This window comes from Burkholderia sp. CCA53, from assembly GCF_001685525.1.
Taxonomy (GTDB): Bacteria; Pseudomonadota; Gammaproteobacteria; order Burkholderiales; family Burkholderiaceae; genus Burkholderia; species Burkholderia multivorans.
Map to the genome: position 1 here is coordinate 306415 of NZ_BDDJ01000003.1, position 17013 is coordinate 323427.

Here is a 17013-nt window from a genome sequence, read left to right on the forward strand (position 1 = left end):
CGAACTCCTTTCAAGTGGCCGGAAGCGGTTCGGGAAGCGGCGCGGCTAGGTACGCTCGGCGAGCACTTCGTCGGCGAGCGTCGCGACTTCGTCGACGGTCACGTCGTCGACGAAGCTGTCGTCGTGCGCGCAGCGCGACGTCAAGTTCGGCTCGCCGCAGACCGGGCAGACGATGCGCGCCGACACCGCCGCGCGACAGCGGCCCTGCGCGAGCGGCAAGGCCTGCAGCGCATTGGTGAACCAGAATATGCCCACGCAGGGCGTGCCGAGCGCGGCCGCGAGATGCAGCGGCCCCGTGTCGTTCGACAGCATCAGCGCCGCGTGTTCGAGCAGCGCCGCGAGGCCGCCGATGTCGAGCGCGCCGGCCAGATCGAGCGCGGGCGCGTGCATCGCGTCGAGCACCGCGCGTACGAGCGGCCGCTCCTGCGTGGTGCCGACCACCGCGATGCGCAGCCCGCGCGCCGCGAGCCGGTCGGCGACCGCCGCGAAATGCCGCGGCGACCAGCGCCGCCGCGGATCGCGTGCGGACGGCTGCACGACGACGAGCTCGTGCAGATGCTTCGCGATGTCGGGCGGCAGCGCCGCGCGCATCGCGTGGCGGTCGCGCTCGATCACGGCGAGGTCGGGGCCGGCCGGCCACAGCGTCGCGCCGGCCAGGCTCACGATTTCGAGCGCGAGCAGGCGCCGGTTCTGCCAGCGGCCGTAGGGCGTCCAGCGATCGAGCGGGGGCGCGCCCGGTGCGCACGCGCCGACGGCGATCCGCGCACCGAGCGCGCGCGTGAACGGATTGGCCTGTGCGCCGCCGCCGTACAGCTGCACCGCGACATCGAACGGCGGATCGTCGGCACGCACGCGAAACATCCGGTCAACGGGCGGGGCGTCGGGCGGCAGCGGGCGGCCGGGATCGACGGCGGCCGGCCGGACGCGCACCACGTCGATCGGGCCCGGCCGATCGCGGAAGAACGACGCATGCCAGTCGAGCCCGACGTAGACGATGCACGCGTCGCGGTAGGCGACGCGCAAGGCGCGCAGCGCCGGCAGCGTCATCATCGTGTCGCCGAGCGCGTCCGGGCCGACCACCGCGATCGACCGGACGTCGCCGATATGTCCGTCAACGGATCGCATGAGCGGCTTCGTCGATCAGGTGCGCGAGCACGAACGGCGCATCGACGTCGCGCTCGCGCACGGTCGTCGGCAGTTCCGCGTGATACGCGCCGGACGGAAACAGGCCGCAGCCGCCGAAGCGCGCCATCACGCGCAGTTGCGCCAGCACATCTTCGCCGCAATGCCGCGTCGGCAGCGCACGCCAGAATTCGAAGCCGCCGCTCGCGCGCAGCTTCGCGGTATCGAACAGCACGCAGCCGCCGACCCAGGCGACGCGGTACACGCGCGACGCGTCGCGCGGCACGCGCAGCCGGCATTGCGCGTGATACAGATTCGCTGCGCTGTGCAGGTGATGGCGCGCCCATTCGGGACCGCCGGGCGCGAGCACCTCGGGTCTCACGCGACCGTCCCAGAATTCGACCTGCTGATGGTGCGCGCGCACGTCGTCGATATGGCTGAGCCCGTGCAGCGCGGAGCCGACGAAGCCGCACCGCTGCGTGTCGAGCGCGTGCACGAGGCGCGCGACGAGATCGGCTTCGAGAATCACGTCGTCGTCGACGTACAGGCAGCGCGGCGCACGCGCATGCGCCAGCAGGAACGCGCGCTGTTCGGCGAGCCCCATCGCCGGCACGTGGCGCTCGATCTGCACGTCGACGCCCTGCGCGCCGGCGAAGCGCACGGCGGCACGCAGCAGCGCATCGTCGGCAGCCGCGACGGCCGATTGATCGGAGACGACGACGCGCAACGGCCGATGCGTCTGCAGCGCGACGGTCGTCAGCGTCAGCGCGAGCGCGTGCGGGCGGTCGCAGGTCGGAATCAGCACGTCGACTGCGTGCGATGCCGTCTGTGTCGGCGATGGGCGGTCGATCGTGTCGTGCGCGTCGTGCGCGTCGTGTGAGGTGTGCGCTGCGTGGCGCGACGCGGCTAGGTTCGCGTCGGCGGCCGCGCCGCGCGGCAGACCTGGCGGCGGGCCCGGCGGCGTCGGCGGCGCATCGGGCGGAACGTCCATCGGCGGCGTCGGCGGCATGTCGGGCGGAACATCGGTCGGCCGTGTCGGCGGCGGGTCGTCGGGTGCGGCCGGTTCGGCCGCATCGTCACGTGTCGCCTCGGCCGATGCTGCAGCCGATGCTGCAGTCGCCGCGACCGATCCCGCGTTCGCGGCCGCCGTGTCGTTCGCGACGCGGCCGCCCAGATACGGATTCAACGCCGGATCGTTGTACATCTTGTACTGCCGATACACCTTGAAGCGTGCCGTGCCGGCCGCCGCGTCGGCGAGCAGCGCATCGAGGCACGCGGCGAGATCGCTGCGCTGCTCGCGCAGGCGTTCGAGTTTCGCGCGGCACGATGCGCGATGCGCGGCGTCGACGTCGTCCCGCGCGAGCTGCAACCCCATGTGATGGATCTTCAACGCGAGGATCGAGAGCCGATCGATCATCGAACCGGCCGTTTCGCTGTTGAGCCGCGCATCCGCGTGCGCGGGCGGCAGCGCGGCGAGCAGCACCTCGTCGAGCGCCTCGACCGCGTCGTTGCGCTGCTGGTTCAGCCGATCGATCGCGCGCTTGTTCTCGACGATCGCGCGATCGGCCACGTCGCGGCGCCGCGCTTCGTCCTCGTGGCGCCACAGCGACGCATTGCAGTCGTGATTGCGATGGATCTGCCGCCACGCGGGACCGACATCGTCGACAGTCGCACCGCAGTCGTCGTCGACGCGCGCGAGCAGCGCCGCATCGTGGAAGTACGTGATGTCGGCAGCATGGATCGGTTGCATCGGCCTCTCCTCGATCGGTTCGGACACGCGGCGCTAGCGCGCGGACACCTCGCCGCGCGGCGGCGACAGCGCGGCCGCCGCCTGCGCGCGCGTATCGCGCGACAGCAGCATGCAGCCCGCTTCGAGCACGTCGTTCACGCGCGTCGCGTCGGGGTCGCGCACGCACACGTGGCGGTCGCGGTCGAGCGGGGCCCAGCGTTCGGGGTCCGCGCGGCCGAATACGACGACGCTCGGCACGCGCAGCGCGGCCGCGAGATGCGACACGCCGGTGTCGTTGCAGAGCAGGAGCCGGGCACGCGCGATCAGCGCGGCCATCGCGCCGATCGACAGCCCGCAGGTCGCGTCGATCGTGTCGCCGCCCGTAAGCGCGGCGACATGACGCGCGAGCGGCTGCTCGGCCGCGGACCCGGTCAGCACGATCGTCAGCCTGTGACACGCGGCGAGATGGCGCGCGACGTGCGCGAACGCGTCGGGAGGCCAGCGCTTGTGCGCGGCGCTCGCACCCGGATGCACGCAGAGCAGCGGCCGGTCGCCGAGCCGTGCGAGGAGCCCGCTGTCGCGCAGCTCCGCGTGGTCGGCCGGCGTCAGCGGAAATTCGAGGTGCGGCGCGTCGGTCGACGGCGTCGCTGCGCCGAGTGCGCGTACGAGCCGCAGCAGGCGCAGCGGCTCGGGGCCGCAGTCCGGATACGGCAACCACGCGCGCGTCGCGGGCACGGCATCGGTGCGCGTGAAGCCGGCGACGGCCCGCGCGCCGAACCGGCCGACGATCGCGTTCGTCACGCGGCCGTCGCCATGCATCTGGATCGCGAGATCGGGCTGCCAGCGCGCAAGCGTCGCATCGAAGTCCGCGCGTGCCGCTTCGTCGATCGTGCTCTCCGGCAGCCGCGCATCGCCGGGAAAAACCGCGATGTCGTCGACGTAGCGATCGTAGCGGCCCATCCACTGCGCGGCCGCCTGCAGCGTGACGAGGCGGATCGCGGCCGCCGGCTGCGCGTCGCGCAGCGCGCGCAGGGCGGGGACGGCGCACAGCATGTCGCCGAGCCGCAGTGCGCGGAACACGACGATCGAGCGCAGCGGGCGCGCGAGCGGCGGCGTATCGGCGGCGCTCTTCTGCATCGACGCGGCAAACGTGATCACGGCCATGGCGGAAGCGGTTCGGAAGCGCCGCAGGCGGGCGCGATGGCGTGCGATCGCGCATCGGCCGTACCCGCAGCACCCGGCCGCGCGCCGCACGGCGCCGCATGCAGAGGCGACGCGCATTGCAGCGGCCAAGCAGCGGGCGCGCAGACACGCCCCGCGGACGTCGCACACCGCCGACACCTTTCTACAATCGCGCGGACAGGTTCTACACGTGCACGAACGGCCGCACGACGCGCGCGGGGAGGCAATCGCGATCGGCGACGCATTTGTCGGACGACGGCGCGCGCGCGTGGCGATGTAGCGGGGACGGAACTTGCTGATCGGTCGCATCCACCGCGATCCCCGCGGTGCGGGCAAGCGCCGACGTCGTCGGCCGGCATCCCGCGCGCGCTGTGCGCTGCCGCGTGCGCGCGACGGCGTGCCGATCGCGCGTCGGCGTGCGGAGCGCGCACATGGACACGATGCCGATCGTTCTTCAATGGGGCGACATCCTCGCCCGCGTCGCACTGTCGCTGGTCGCCGGCGCGCTGGTCGGCTTCGACCGCAGCGAGGCCGGCAAGACGGCCGGCCTGCGCACGGCGATGCTCGTCTGCGCCGCCGCGTGCCTGGCGATGCTGCAGGTGAACGCGCTGCTCGGGCAGAGCGGCAAGACGCCGCAAAGCTTCGCGCAGCTCGATCTGATGCGGCTGCCGCTCGGGATCCTGACCGGCATGGGCTTCATCGGCGGCGGCGCGATCCTGCATCGCGACGGGCTCGTCACCGGCGTGACGACGGCCGCGACGCTGTGGTTCGTCACGGTGATCGGGCTTTGCATCGGCGGCGGGCAATTGCAGCTGGGCGCGCTCGGGCTCGCGGTCGGGCTCGTCGTCATATGGCCGCTGCGGCACGTCGAGCAGCGGCTGCGGCGCACGCGCACCGCGCTCGTGACGGTCGAATACGAGATCGCGTCGACGAGCCGCGACCGCCTGCTCGCGCTGATGCGCGAGGCGGGTTTCAAGTGCCGCGTGCGCGCGTTTCACGAAGCGGCGACGCAGTCGCTGCGCGAGGAAACCTTCGTCGTGCAATGGCGCGAAACGCCCGACAACGACGCGATGGTGCACCGGCTCACCGGCATGGCGGGCCCCGCCGGCCTGAAGTCGATCCGCTGTTCGGCGGAGAACTGATGCGCGCCGGTGCGCGAATCTGCGCGCGGAACGCCCGATGCTCGTTCGCCGCACCGCGCTTTGCGGTTTTCCGGTTTGGAAGGAGTGAACCATGACGAAAGTAGCCGATGTAATGACGCGCGACGCCGCGACGATCGGGCCGACGCAGACGCTGCGCGATGCGGCGAAGCTGATGGACGACCTGAACGTCGGCGCGCTGCCGGTGTGCGACGGAACGCGGCTGATCGGGATGCTGACGGATCGCGACATCGTTGTGCGCGCGGTGTCGATGGGCGTGCCGCCCGACGAGTCGATCGAGGGCGTCGTCAGCGGACCCGCGAACTGGTGCTACGAGGACGACGACATCGCGGAGGTCCAGAAGAAGATGGAGGACGCGCAGATCCGTCGCGTGCCGGTGGTCGACCGCGAGAAGCGGCTGGTCGGCATCGTCGCGCTCGGCGATCTCGCGACCTCGGCCGACGGCGGCATGTCGTCGACGCTCGGTGCCGTCTCGTCGCCGTCGCGGCCGGAGCGCTGATGGCGGCCCCGCGCAAGGCCCGGCGCACGGGCAGCAAACGCATCGATCATCGGGAGAAGATGATGGACGATCGGCAGAACGTGAAGAACGGCGAGAGGGAAGCGCAGATCAGGGAACGCGCGTACCGTCTCTGGCAGGACGCCGGCTCGCCGGACGGCAACGCGGAAGCGTACTGGCTGATGGCGGAGCGGCAGCTCGACGCGGAGGGCGGCGCGACGGCCGCGACCGAGCCGCCGCTCGAGCAGTCGGCGCAACGCCGGATTCCCGGCGAGCCGCTGCAGGAGGACGACAGCGCGCTGTCCGACGAGCTCGCGCACGACCGGCGGCGCACCTGAACGACGACGGCCACAGCGCGTCGGCGTGCGGCCGGCGCGCGTGCGCGCGTCGTCATGGAGATTCGAGATGACGGCTCATGCAGGCGAGAAAGCGGAGAAGACGGGCGACTTCCGCTGCGAGAAGTGCCATCGCTCGACGCACGTGCGCGAGGGCGAGCGGATTCCGAAGTGTCCGCATTGCGGCAACGACACGTACGGCGAGCGCACGCGCGAGCCCGGCAACAAGGGGTGAGGGAGAGGCGCCGTGCAACAGGCGCCGCGCGAGCGCGCCGTGCAGACAGGCGCCGTGGCGCGAGCGCCGTGCGGCGACGCTAGCCGTCTTCGCCGACTTCCGTCGGATCCGGCAGTTCGGGCAGATCGTCGTTGCGCTCGGGCGCGGGCGGTTCGGCCGGGCGGCCGGTATCGTCGTGTTCCTGCGGCGGGGTCGGGGTGCCGGTCATGATCGTCCTCCGTGATGATCGCGGCCGCGGAATCGGCCGTTACGATGGACGAGCATCGCGCGTGCCGCAGGCGCCGCACACGATACGCACCGGCAACGCGGCCGCTACGCGCTCACAGTTCCGGCTGCCCGTCGACCTGCGGCAGCGGCGGAACGGGCGACGCGGCCGGCACGGGCGCCACGGATGCGACGGATGCCACAGGCGCCAGCGGCGGCGCATGCACGGGGTCGCTGTCGTCCATCGCGCGATGCAGCGTGGCCGGATCGACCGGCTTCACGAGATGATGGCGAAACCCCGCTTCGAGGCAGCGTTCGCGATCGGCGATCCGGCCGTAGCCGGTCAGCGCGAGGAACGTGCAGGGCTTGTCGGTCTCGATCGCTTTCAGCCGCCGGATCAGTTCGTAGCCGTCCATGACCGGCAGCCCGATATCGAGGATCGCGACGTCGGGCTCGTGCGAGCGGAACGCGCCGAGCGCGGACAGCGGGTCGTGCACGACCGCGACGTCGTGCCCCGCGTCGCGCAGCCACTGCGCGAGCGTCGCCGCCGCGTCCTCGTTGTCGTCGACGAGCAGCACGCGGCGGCGCGTGCCGACCGGCACCGCGACGGGCGGATGTTCGAGTTCGCGCGCGTCGGCCTCGACTGCAGGCGGCCGATATTCGGGCAGCGTCACCGTGAACGTGCTGCCGAGACCGGGGCCCGCGCTGTCGGCGCGGACGGTCCCGCCATGCAGCATCACGAAGCTCTTCACGAGCGCGAGACCGATGCCGAGGCCGCCGTCCATGCGCCCCGGCTCGCCGCCGAGCCGGAAAAACGGTTCGAAGATGCTGTCGAGCCGGTCCGGCGGAATGCCCGCGCCGCTGTCGCGCACTTCGATGACGATCGTGTCGCCGTCGCCACGCGCGACGTGCAGCCCGATGTCGCCGCCCGGCGCCGTGTACTTCGCCGCGTTAGTCAGCAGGTTCGCGACGACCTGCGACAGCCGCACCGGATCGCCGTGACAGCGGACGTCCGCGTCGATGTCGACGTGCAGTCGATGGCGGCGCTGTTCGAGCAGCGGGCTTGCGACTTCGACCGCGCGGTCGACGATGTCGCCGAGCCGCACGGCTTCCTTCTTCAGCTCGATCTTGCCGCGCGTGATGCGCGACACGTCGAGCAGATCGTCGATCAGCCGCACCATGTGATCGAGCTGCCGCTGGATGATCGCGATCTCGTTCGGCGTCGCGTGGCCTTCGCGGCTGCGCACGAGCTCGAGCGCGAGCGAGATCGGCGTCAGCGGATTGCGCAGTTCGTGGCCGAGCACGGCGAGGAACTGGTCCTTCGCGTGATTGGCGTCGCGCAGCTCGGCGAGCAGCCGGTCTCGCTCCGCGTTGGCCGCCTGCAGCTTCTCGCGCGCGGCGACATGCTCGGTCACTTCGACCGCGCTGACGATCACGCCGATGCCGTCTGCCTGCGGCTGCGGGTTGAAGTGCAGCCGATAGACGCGCGCGCCCTCAGGCGTCGCGCGGTCGCGATGTTCGCCGATCGTCGTCGACACGCCGTGCGCGCGCGCATCGTCGAGCGCGCGCGTGACGGCCGGCGAGTCCGCGCCGGGCATCACGGCGGCGAGCGGCCGGCCGACGATGTCGGTGCGTCCGCACATCGCGGAAAACCGGTGGTTCGCGAGCACGATGCGGTGTTCGGGGCCGGCGAGCAGCGCGATCGGCAGCGGCGCGTGCATCAGCACGCCGTTGCGCTGGCGCTCGGCGTCCTCGCGGCGGCGGATCTCGGCGCCGAGTGCGCGCGAGCGCTGCTGCGACAGCGCGAGCGTCAAATGCAGCTCGCGCTCGTCGTTGCGCAGCGACGCGGCCGGCAGCACGCGCCGATGCAGCGCGCAGACGTGGCGAAACAGCGTCGATTGCTCGGCGCCCGGAAACGCATCGTGCGGATAGCCGCAATAGAGCGAGAAGCGGTGCCGCTCGATCAGCTCGTTCCAGAGCGCCTCGAGCCGCAGCGCGGCGTCCGGCTGGCCGCGCGCGCAGAGCACGGCGACCATTTCGCCGAACGCATGCACCGGCCGGCCCGCGGCGATCGCGGCTTCGACGATCGCGCCGACCGAGCGCTGAAAACGGTCGCGATCGGGCATGTCGCCGTTCATGAAGCGCGCAAGGAGTGCTTCCGCGTCCGACACGAACACGCGCCGGCGTGCCGGCTCGCCGATCGCCGCGACCAGCGCGCCGAGCCGCTCGACGACGTCGGCGAGGCGGTCGGCGCGCACGATCACGATCGCGCTGCCGCCGCTGCGCAGCGCTTCGCCCGCGAATGCGACGACCTCCGGCAGCAATTGCTCGACGGAATCGTAGAACTGGACGAAATGGTCGGCGCCGCTCGGCGCCGGTTCCAGCGGAGAAACCATTGTTGTGTCTCGCTACGGGTTGCCGTGAAGCGTTGCGCACGGTGGTCGCCGTGGTACCGCGCGCGCTGCCGCATGGCCATGCTCGTCCTCGCGGTCGTTGCGCGCGCCGCCGGCAGGCGATGCGCGCACGACACCGGACGAGTCGTTTCCTGTCGTTGCCCCAAACCACGGCAGTCTGACGATGCCGCAATGCGGTAGCCGGGCGTAGCAATGTGCGTGCCGCACCCCGGCGTCCGCCCGGACGACCGCCTGGCCGCGCGGGACGGGGCGGCCGCGCCGCGCGCGAGTCGGCCCTCGTGCGTGCGGCGCTTGTAAATTCTGCATCGTGTGTAGCGGACGGACAAGCCGCGGCGCGTGCGGCGGCGTGCACGGCGGGCCGGTCGCCGCGGAGTCCCGCCAATTCGCCGCATGGTCGCACGCCACCGTCGCACGCGCGTCGGAATGGCGCTTGCTTGCGGCCACGCTGCAGGCCGCCGCCGCTCCGGCGGCGGCGTACGGTTGCAGCGGCATCTACCGGAAAGAACCATGACGCAATCGAAACAGCAACAGGAACGCGACACGCGCGGCGCGCGCCCCGGCACGCAGGACGAACAGCCTTTGCAGCCGGCCGAGCCGCCGCACCGTCCGGAGGCGGGCCGCCCGCCCGGCCATGCGCCGGGCGGCGGCGAGCTCGACGAAATTCCGGACGCCGACGTCGGCAAGGTCGCGCCCGACGATCCGCGCGAGACCGAGGTGCGCGACCCGGCGAACGACAAGCCGTGGCCCGAGGAGCACGACGGGCCCGACGACGCCGGCGACCGGCCGCGGCCGCTGTAGGGCGCACGCGCCCGACCGGCGTCCCGCGGTCGATAACCGAATTCTGACCAGGCGTCGCGCGCGTGCCGCGGGCGCTGTCGACACGGCCGTTCCCGCCGGGCGGTCGATGGAGTCTCGATCATGTCATCCGATGAAATTTCCGCATCGCGGCGCAAATGGATGCAGGGCACGACCGCAGGGCTCGTGGCCGGCGTCGCGATGCCCGCCGTCGCGCAGACGGGCGCCCCGTCCGCCGGCGATACCGCGCCGCGCGACCCGCGCCCGCTGTATCCGCACGCGCCGTTTCCGGCCCAGCATCAGCCGTGGCCGGGGCTCGCAGGCCGCATGACGCCGCGCCCCGATCACGGCGAGCGCAGCTATCGCGGCAGCGGCCGGCTGGCGGGCCGCAAGGCGCTGATCACGGGCGGCGACTCGGGCATCGGCCGCGCCGTCGCGATCGCGTTCGCGCGCGAAGGCGCGGACGTCGCGATCGTCTATCTGCCGGACGAGGAGCCCGATGCACGCGAAGTCGTGCAGCTGATCCGCAGTGCGGGGCGCACGGCGGTGCCGCTGCCGGTCGACATCCGCAGCGAGGCCGCGTGCAACCGGCTCGTCGAGCAGGCCGCCACCGCGCTCGGCGGGCTCGACATCCTCGTGAACAATGCGGCGCGCCAGCAGAGCCACCCGTCGATCCTCGACATCAGCACCGAGCAGTTCGACTGGACGCTGCGCACGAACCTGTACGCGATGTTCTGGATCACGCGCGCGGCGATCCCGCGGATGCCGGCCGGCGCGGCGATCGTCAATACGACGTCGGTGAACGCGTACGATCCGTCCGCGAACCTGCTCGACTACGCGATGACGAAGGCCGCGATCGCGAATTTCACGAAGGGGCTGGCCAAGCAGATGATCGAGCGCGGGATACGCGTGAACGGCGTCGCGCCCGGGCCGTTCTGGACGCCGCTGCAGGTGAGCGGCGGGCAGACCGAGCAGAACGTCGAGAAGTTCGGCGAGCAGGTGCCGATGGGCCGGCCGGGACAGCCGGCCGAGATCGCGTCGATCTACGTCGAACTCGCGTCGGCGCAGGCGAGCTACGTGACCGGCCAGATCTACGGCGCGTCGGGCGGCGCGGGGCAGCCGTGACGGCGGCCGTGAAGACCGCCATGAATGCGGGCGTCTTGGAAAACTGTATGAATATACAGTATAGTATCCGTCGACATTGAGCCGTGCGCAGCGTCACGCGCGCGGCCGCGAGCGTGCGCCGCCGTCCGGCGCCGCGCACGCCGGCCAACTCTTTCCGACGGGTAATCCATTGTCATCGAGCCACCTGATCCGCATTCGCGGCGCACGCCAGCACAACCTGAAGAATCTCGATCTCGACCTGCGCACGGGCGAGATGACGGTCGTCACGGGCCCGTCGGGCTCGGGCAAGTCGAGCCTCGTGTTCGACACGCTGTATGCCGAGGGGCAGCGGCGCTATGTCGAAACGTTCAGCGCGTATGCGCGGCAGTTTCTCGACCGGATGGACCGGCCGCAGGTCGACCGCGTCGACGGCGTGCCGCCCGCGATCGCGATCGACCAGACGAACCCGGTCCGCAGTTCGCGCTCGACCGTCGGCACGATGACCGAGCTCAACGATCACCTGAAGCTGCTGTATGCGCGCGCGGCCGAGCTGTTCGACCGCAAGACCGCGCGACCGGTGCGGCACGACACGCCCGAGACGATCCATGCGGATCTGCTCGCGCGCACGGCCGAGCACGATCCGCGGCTCGCGATCACGTTCCCGGTCGAACTGCCCGATAGCGTGACCGACGAGGAAGTCGAGCAGTGGCTGTCGGCCAGCGGCTATACGCGCGTGCAGGCGCAGCGCGAGGTTGCGTCGCCGACGGGCCCGCGCAAGGTGCTCGACGTGGTGGCCGACCGCTTCCGGCTGCATCAGGTCGAGAAGGCGCGCGCGGTCGAGGCGATCGAGGCGTCGCTGAAGCGCGGCGGCGGGCGCGTGAACGTCTACGTGCTCGCGCAGGCGCCGGAAGCCGACGGCGCGGTCGCGCCGGAACCGGAGGTCTGGCGCTTTTCGACCGGGCTGCACGATCCGGAAAGCGATCTGCGCTATGCGGAGCCGCAGGCCGCGCTGTTCTCGTTCAACTCCGCCTACGGCGCATGCGAGACGTGCCGCGGCTTCGGCCGCGTGATCGGCGTCGATCTCGGCCTCGTGATTCCCGATGCGCGCAAGACGCTGCGCGGCGGCGCCATCAAGCCGATGCAGACGCCCGCATGGAAGGAATGCCAGGACGACCTGATGCGCTACGCGGCGAAGGCCGGCATCCGGCGCGACGTGCCGTGGGCCGAGCTCACGCCGGCCGAGCAGGACTGGGTGATCGACGGCTCGCCCGACTGGACCGGCAGCTGGCAGAGCCAGTGGTACGGCGTGCGGCGCTTCTTCGGCTATCTGGAGTCGAAGGCGTACAAGATGCACATCCGCGTGCTGCTGTCGAAGTACCGCAGCTACACGCCGTGCGAAACCTGCGGCGGCGCGCGGCTGAAGACCGAATCGCTGCTGTGGCGGCTCGGCTCGAAGGAGAATGCCGACGCGGTGCTCGCGCCGGCCGATCGCTTCATGCCGCACGGCGTCGACTGGAGCCGCGCGCAGCTCGAGGCGCTGCCGGGGCTCACCGTGCACGACCTGATGCTGCTGCCGATCGATCGGATCCGCCGCTTCTTCGACACGCTCACGCTGCCGAGCGCGTTGCTCGACGACGCGCTGAAGCTGCTGCTGGCCGAGGTGCGTACGCGGCTCAAGTATCTGTGCGACGTCGGGCTCGGCTATCTGACGCTCGACCGGCAAAGCCGCACGCTGTCCGGCGGCGAGGTGCAGCGCATCAACCTGACGACCGCGCTCGGCACGTCGCTGACCAAGACGCTGTTCGTGCTCGACGAGCCGAGCATCGGGCTGCATCCGCGCGACCTGAACCGGATCGTCGAGGCGATGCAGCGGCTGCGCGATGCCGGCAACACGCTGGTCGTCGTCGAACACGATCCGTCCGTGATGCTCGCGGCCGACCGGCTGATCGACATGGGCCCCGGCCCCGGCGAGCGCGGCGGCACGATCGTCTACGACGGCACGCCGGCCGACGTGCGCGGCGCAGCCACGCTGACGGGCGAGTATCTCGGCGGCCGCCGGCAGGTCGCGCATGCGTCGCATTGGGCGCGCCGGCCGGTCGACGCACAGACGTCGCGCATCGTGCTCGAAGGCGCGCGCGAGCACAACCTGCGCGACGTCACGGTCGAGATTCCGCTGCAGCGGCTGGTCTGCGTGACGGGCGTATCGGGGTCCGGCAAGTCGACGCTGATCCAGGACGTGCTGTATCCGGCGCTCGCGCGTCAGCTCGGGCGCCCGACCGAATCGCCGGGCGCATACCGTGCGCTGTCCGGCGCCGAGCAGATCGGCGACGTCGTGTTCGTCGATCAGTCGCCGATCGGCAAGACGACACGCTCGAACCCGGCGAGCTACGTCGGCGCGTTCGACGAGATCCGCAAGCTGTTCGCGAAAGCGCCGCTCGCGCTGCAGCGCGGCTACGGCGCCGGCACGTTCAGCTTCAACTCGGGCGACGGGCGCTGCCCGACCTGCGGCGGCTCGGGCTTCGAGCACGTCGAGATGCAGTTTCTGAGCGACGTCTATCTGCGCTGCCCGGACTGCGACGGCCGGCGCTATCGCGCCGAAGTGCTCGAAGTGCGGATCGCCCGCGACGGCCGCGCGCTGAACATCGCCGACGTGCTCGACCTGACGGTCAGCGAGGCGGCCGCGTTCTTCGCGGGCGACGCGGACGTGCTGCGCGTGCTGCAGCCGATCGTCGACGTCGGCCTCGAATACGTGAAGCTCGGTCAGCCGGTGCCGACACTGTCGGGCGGCGAAGCGCAGCGGCTCAAGCTCGCGGGCTTTCTCGCCGAATCGGCGGCGGCCGGGAACGGGCGGCGCGTGGTCACGCAGGAGGCGCGCATCGCGCGGTCGCGGCTCTTCATGTTCGACGAGCCGACCACCGGCCTGCACTTCGACGACATCGCGAAGCTGATGCAGGCGTTCGGCAAGCTGCTCGCGGCCGGCCATTCGCTGATCGTGATCGAGCACAACCTCGACGTGATCCGTGCGGCCGACTGGCTGATCGACCTCGGTCCGGAAGGCGGCGACGGCGGCGGCCTCGTGCTGTGCGCCGGTACGCCGGACGATGTGAAGGCGTGTGCCGGTTCGCATACCGGCGCGGCGCTGCGCGATTACGAGCGCGCGATGGATGCGTCGGCCGCCGAGCCGGCCGACGAAGGCGTGCCGCTGCAGGCCGCGCTCAACGCAGCACGCGCGCGGCGCGCGATCGAAGGCGAGGACGTCGTGCGCATCGTGAACGCGCGCGAGCACAACCTGAAGGCGCTCGACGTCGACATTCCGCACGGCAAGTTCAACGTGATCACCGGCGTGTCGGGGTCGGGCAAGTCGACGCTCGCGTTCGACATCCTGTTCCACGAAGGGCAGCGCCGTTATCTCGAGTCGCTGAATGCGTACGCGCGCTCGATCGTGCAGCCGGCCGGCCGGCCCGAAGTCGACGCCGTGTACGGCATTCCGCCGACCGTCGCGATCGAGCAGCGGCTGTCGCGCGGCGGCCGCAAGAGCACGGTCGCGACCACGTCCGAGGTGTGGCACTTCCTGCGGCTGCTGTACGTGAAGCTCGGCCTTCAGCACTGCGTGCACGACGGCACGCCGGTCGCGTCGCAGTCGGTCGAATCGATCGCCGCGCAGCTGCTGCGCGAACATCGCGGCCAGCACGTCGGGCTGCTTGCGCCGCTCGTCGTGAACCGCAAGGGGCTGTATACCGATCTCGCAAAATGGGCGAAGGCGCGCGGTCACACGCATCTGCGCGTCGACGGCGAGTTCGTGCCGGTCGATCCGTGGCCGAAGCTCGACCGCTTCCGCGAACACACGATCGAGTTGCCGGTTGCCGACCTCGTCGTGTCGCCGGACAAGGAGGCCGAACTGCGGCAGCGTCTCGACGAGACGCTCGAGATCGGCAAGGGCGTGATGCATCTGCTCGCGCCGCTCGACGATCTGCATCACGCGATCTCAAACGGCCATTCCACCGCGCGGGTCGGCGACGTCAAGGTGCTGTCGGTCAAGCGGGCGTGCCCGGTGTGCGGCACGAGCTACCCGGAGCTCGACCCGCGGCTGTTCTCGTACAACAGCAAGCACGGCTGGTGCACGACGTGCGTCGGCACCGGGCTCGCGCTCACGCGCGAGCAGCGCGCCGTGTACGACGACACGGTATTCGCCGAAGACGGCCGCGGCCGCGAACAGACGCTGCCGTCGGACGAGCAGGAACCGGAAGGCGTCGGCGACGAGCCGTGCGCCGATTGCGGCGGCACGCGGCTGAACCCCACGGCGCGCGCGGTCACGTTCGACGGGCATCCGATCGTCGAAGTCGCGCAGTGGACGGTGTCCGACACGCGCCGCTGGATCGACGGGCTGCGGCTCGTCGGCCGCGACGCGCAGATCGCGCGCGACATCGTCAGCGAGATCGGCAGCCGGCTCGCGTTTCTCGAGGAGGTCGGGCTCGGCTATCTGAGCCTCGATCGCGCGGCGCCGAGCCTGTCGGGCGGCGAAGCGCAGCGCATCCGGCTCGCCGCGCAGCTCGGCAGCAATCTGCAGGGTGTGTGCTACGTGCTCGACGAGCCGACGATCGGCCTGCATCCGCGCGACAACCAGATCCTGCTGAATGCGCTGCGTCAGCTCGGCGACAAGGGCAATACGCTCGTCGTCGTCGAGCACGACGAGGATACGATCCGGCGCGCCGATCACATCATCGACATCGGGCCCGGCGCCGGCAAGCGCGGCGGCACGCTCGTCGCGCAGGGCAAGGTCGCCGATCTGGCCGCGCAGTCGTCGTCGCTGACGGGGCGCCTGCTCGCGCAGCCGATGGTCCATCCGCTGCAGCCGCGTCGCAGCGTCGTCGCCCAGGGCCGCAGGAACGCCGAGGCGGTGCCCGAGCATTGGCTGACCGTGCATCGCGCGAACCTGCATAACCTGCGCGACGTGACGGTCGGCATTCCGCTCGCACGGCTCGTCGCCGTGACGGGCGTCAGCGGGTCGGGTAAGTCGACGCTCGCGCGCGACGTGCTGATGACGAACCTGCTCGACGCGGTGGGGCGCTCGGTGCTGTCTTCGCCGGCCGTGCGGCGCGCGCGCAAGAGCGCCGCGCAGGACGCGCCGGCCGCGAACCGTCGCTCGAGCGTGCTCGCGCGCAGTGCGCCGCGGCCGGCGCTGAACGTCGCGCACGTGTGGCAGGGCTGCGAGTCGATCGACGGCTGGCAGCATATCGACCGCGTGCTCGAAGTCGACCAGACGCCGATCGGCAAGACGCCGCGGTCCTGTCCCGCCACGTATATCGGCGTGTGGGACGCGATTCGGCGGCTGTTCGCCGACACGCTCGAAGCGCGCGCGCGCGGCTATACCGCGTCGCGGTTCTCGTTCAACACCGGCGACGGCCGCTGCCCGGCGTGCGAAGGGCAGGGCGTGCGCACGATCGGGATGAGCTTCCTGCCGGACGTGAAAGTGCCGTGCGACGTGTGCCACGGGCAGCGCTTCAATCCCGAGACGCTCGCCGTCACGTGGCGCGGCCGGAACATCGGCGAGGTGCTGACGATGGAAATCGACGAGGCAGTCGAGTTCTTCGCGTCGATCACGACGATCGCGCATCCGCTGCAGCTAATGAAGGACGTCGGGCTCGGCTATCTGACGCTCGGTCAGCCGTCGCCGACGCTGTCCGGCGGCGAGGCGCAGCGGATCAAGCTCGTGACCGAGCTCAGCAAGGTGCGCGACGACGTCACGCGGCGCGGCCAGAAGGCGCCGCATACGCTGTACGTCCTGGACGAGCCGACGGTCGGCCTGCACATGGCCGACGTCGCGAAGCTGATTCGCGTGCTGCATCGGCTCGTCGACGGCGGGCATAGCGTCGTCGTGATCGAGCACGATCTCGACGTGATCGCCGAGGCGGACTGGATCATCGATCTCGGCCCGGAAGGCGGCGTCGGCGGCGGCACGATCGTCGCGGCTGCGCCGCCGGAGGCGCTCGTCGAGGTGGCGGCGAGCCACACAGGGCGCGCGCTTGCGCCGGTGCTCGCGCGCGAGCGCGGGCAGGAGCACGGGCACGACGGATCGCGTGAGGTCGAGCGCGCGGGCGAGGCGGGCGGGGGCTGAGGGCGTTGCGGCGCGGTGTGTCGATGCGGGTGTCGGTTTCGGCATCGGCATCGCGCGACATGCCGGCGCGCGAACGCCGCTCACCGACGTTGTGCCGGCGACGAGCAAACGCTTGCTTTTGG

The 17013-nt window shown here is 71.3% G+C and carries 12 protein-coding genes; 7 read left to right on the top strand and 5 right to left on the bottom strand.

The window, feature by feature from the left end; all coding sequences use genetic code 11:
• Positions 1-45 precede the first annotated feature (45 nt).
• Genes BCR55_RS28130 through BCR55_RS28140 form a run of 3 tightly spaced genes read right to left on the bottom strand, consistent with a single transcriptional unit; the run spans position 46 to position 4015 of the window.
• On the bottom strand, positions 46-1125 hold the full coding sequence (locus tag BCR55_RS28130) for a glycosyltransferase family 9 protein (protein WP_065497015.1): 1080 nt from the start codon (positions 1123-1125) through the stop codon (positions 46-48).
• Entirely contained in the window at positions 1112-2872 is a 1761-nt protein-coding gene (locus BCR55_RS28135) for a DUF4254 domain-containing protein (RefSeq protein WP_065497016.1), read from the bottom strand. Before BCR55_RS28135 ends, BCR55_RS28130 begins: the two co-directional genes overlap by 14 nt.
• 33 nt (positions 2873-2905) lie before the next feature.
• Positions 2906-4015, bottom strand: coding sequence for a glycosyltransferase family 9 protein (locus BCR55_RS28140; protein WP_065497017.1), 1110 nt, complete (start codon positions 4013-4015; stop codon positions 2906-2908).
• A gap of 449 nt (positions 4016-4464) precedes the next feature.
• Here BCR55_RS28140 and BCR55_RS28150 point away from each other — a divergent pair, with 449 nt between their 5' ends.
• From BCR55_RS28150 to BCR55_RS28165, 4 genes are all read left to right on the top strand, one after another.
• Entirely contained in the window at positions 4465-5175 is a 711-nt protein-coding gene (locus tag BCR55_RS28150; RefSeq protein WP_006399010.1) for an MgtC/SapB family protein, read from the top strand.
• Between the two features lie 91 nt (positions 5176-5266).
• Positions 5267-5692 carry a CBS domain-containing protein gene (locus BCR55_RS28155; RefSeq protein ID WP_006399011.1) on the top strand — a complete coding sequence of 142 codons (426 nt, stop codon included), beginning with the start codon at positions 5267-5269 and terminating at the stop codon, positions 5690-5692.
• A complete protein-coding gene (locus tag BCR55_RS28160) occupies positions 5692-6027 on the top strand; it encodes a DUF2934 domain-containing protein (RefSeq protein WP_006405168.1) in 336 nt (111 codons plus the stop codon). Before BCR55_RS28155 ends, BCR55_RS28160 begins: the two co-directional genes overlap by 1 nt.
• 67 nt (positions 6028-6094) lie before the next feature.
• Positions 6095-6259, top strand: coding sequence for an alpha helical protein (locus BCR55_RS28165; RefSeq protein ID WP_006399013.1), 165 nt, complete (start codon positions 6095-6097; stop codon positions 6257-6259).
• Between the two features lie 79 nt (positions 6260-6338).
• Here the strand turns inward: BCR55_RS28165 and BCR55_RS33830 are convergent, their stop codons facing one another.
• Complete coding sequence (locus BCR55_RS33830; RefSeq protein WP_006405170.1) at positions 6339-6467, bottom strand: hypothetical protein; 129 nt, start codon at positions 6465-6467, stop codon at positions 6339-6341.
• 112 nt (positions 6468-6579) lie between these two features.
• Positions 6580-8859, bottom strand: a complete 2280-nt coding sequence (locus tag BCR55_RS28170; RefSeq protein WP_006405171.1) for an ATP-binding protein — start codon at positions 8857-8859, stop codon at positions 6580-6582.
• Between the two features lie 525 nt (positions 8860-9384).
• On the opposite strand from BCR55_RS28170, the gene BCR55_RS28175 reads away from it, so the two are divergent.
• From BCR55_RS28175 to uvrA, 3 genes are all read left to right on the top strand, one after another.
• On the top strand, positions 9385-9675 hold the full coding sequence (locus BCR55_RS28175; RefSeq protein ID WP_006399018.1) for a hypothetical protein: 291 nt from the start codon (positions 9385-9387) through the stop codon (positions 9673-9675).
• Between the two features lie 120 nt (positions 9676-9795).
• Positions 9796-10797: an SDR family oxidoreductase gene (locus BCR55_RS28180; RefSeq protein WP_065497018.1), complete on the top strand. Its 1002-nt coding sequence runs from the start codon at positions 9796-9798 to the stop codon at positions 10795-10797.
• Between the two features lie 169 nt (positions 10798-10966).
• Positions 10967-16891, top strand: a complete 5925-nt coding sequence (gene uvrA, locus BCR55_RS28185; protein ID WP_065497210.1) for an excinuclease ABC subunit UvrA — start codon at positions 10967-10969, stop codon at positions 16889-16891.
• Positions 16892-17013 lie beyond the last annotated feature (122 nt).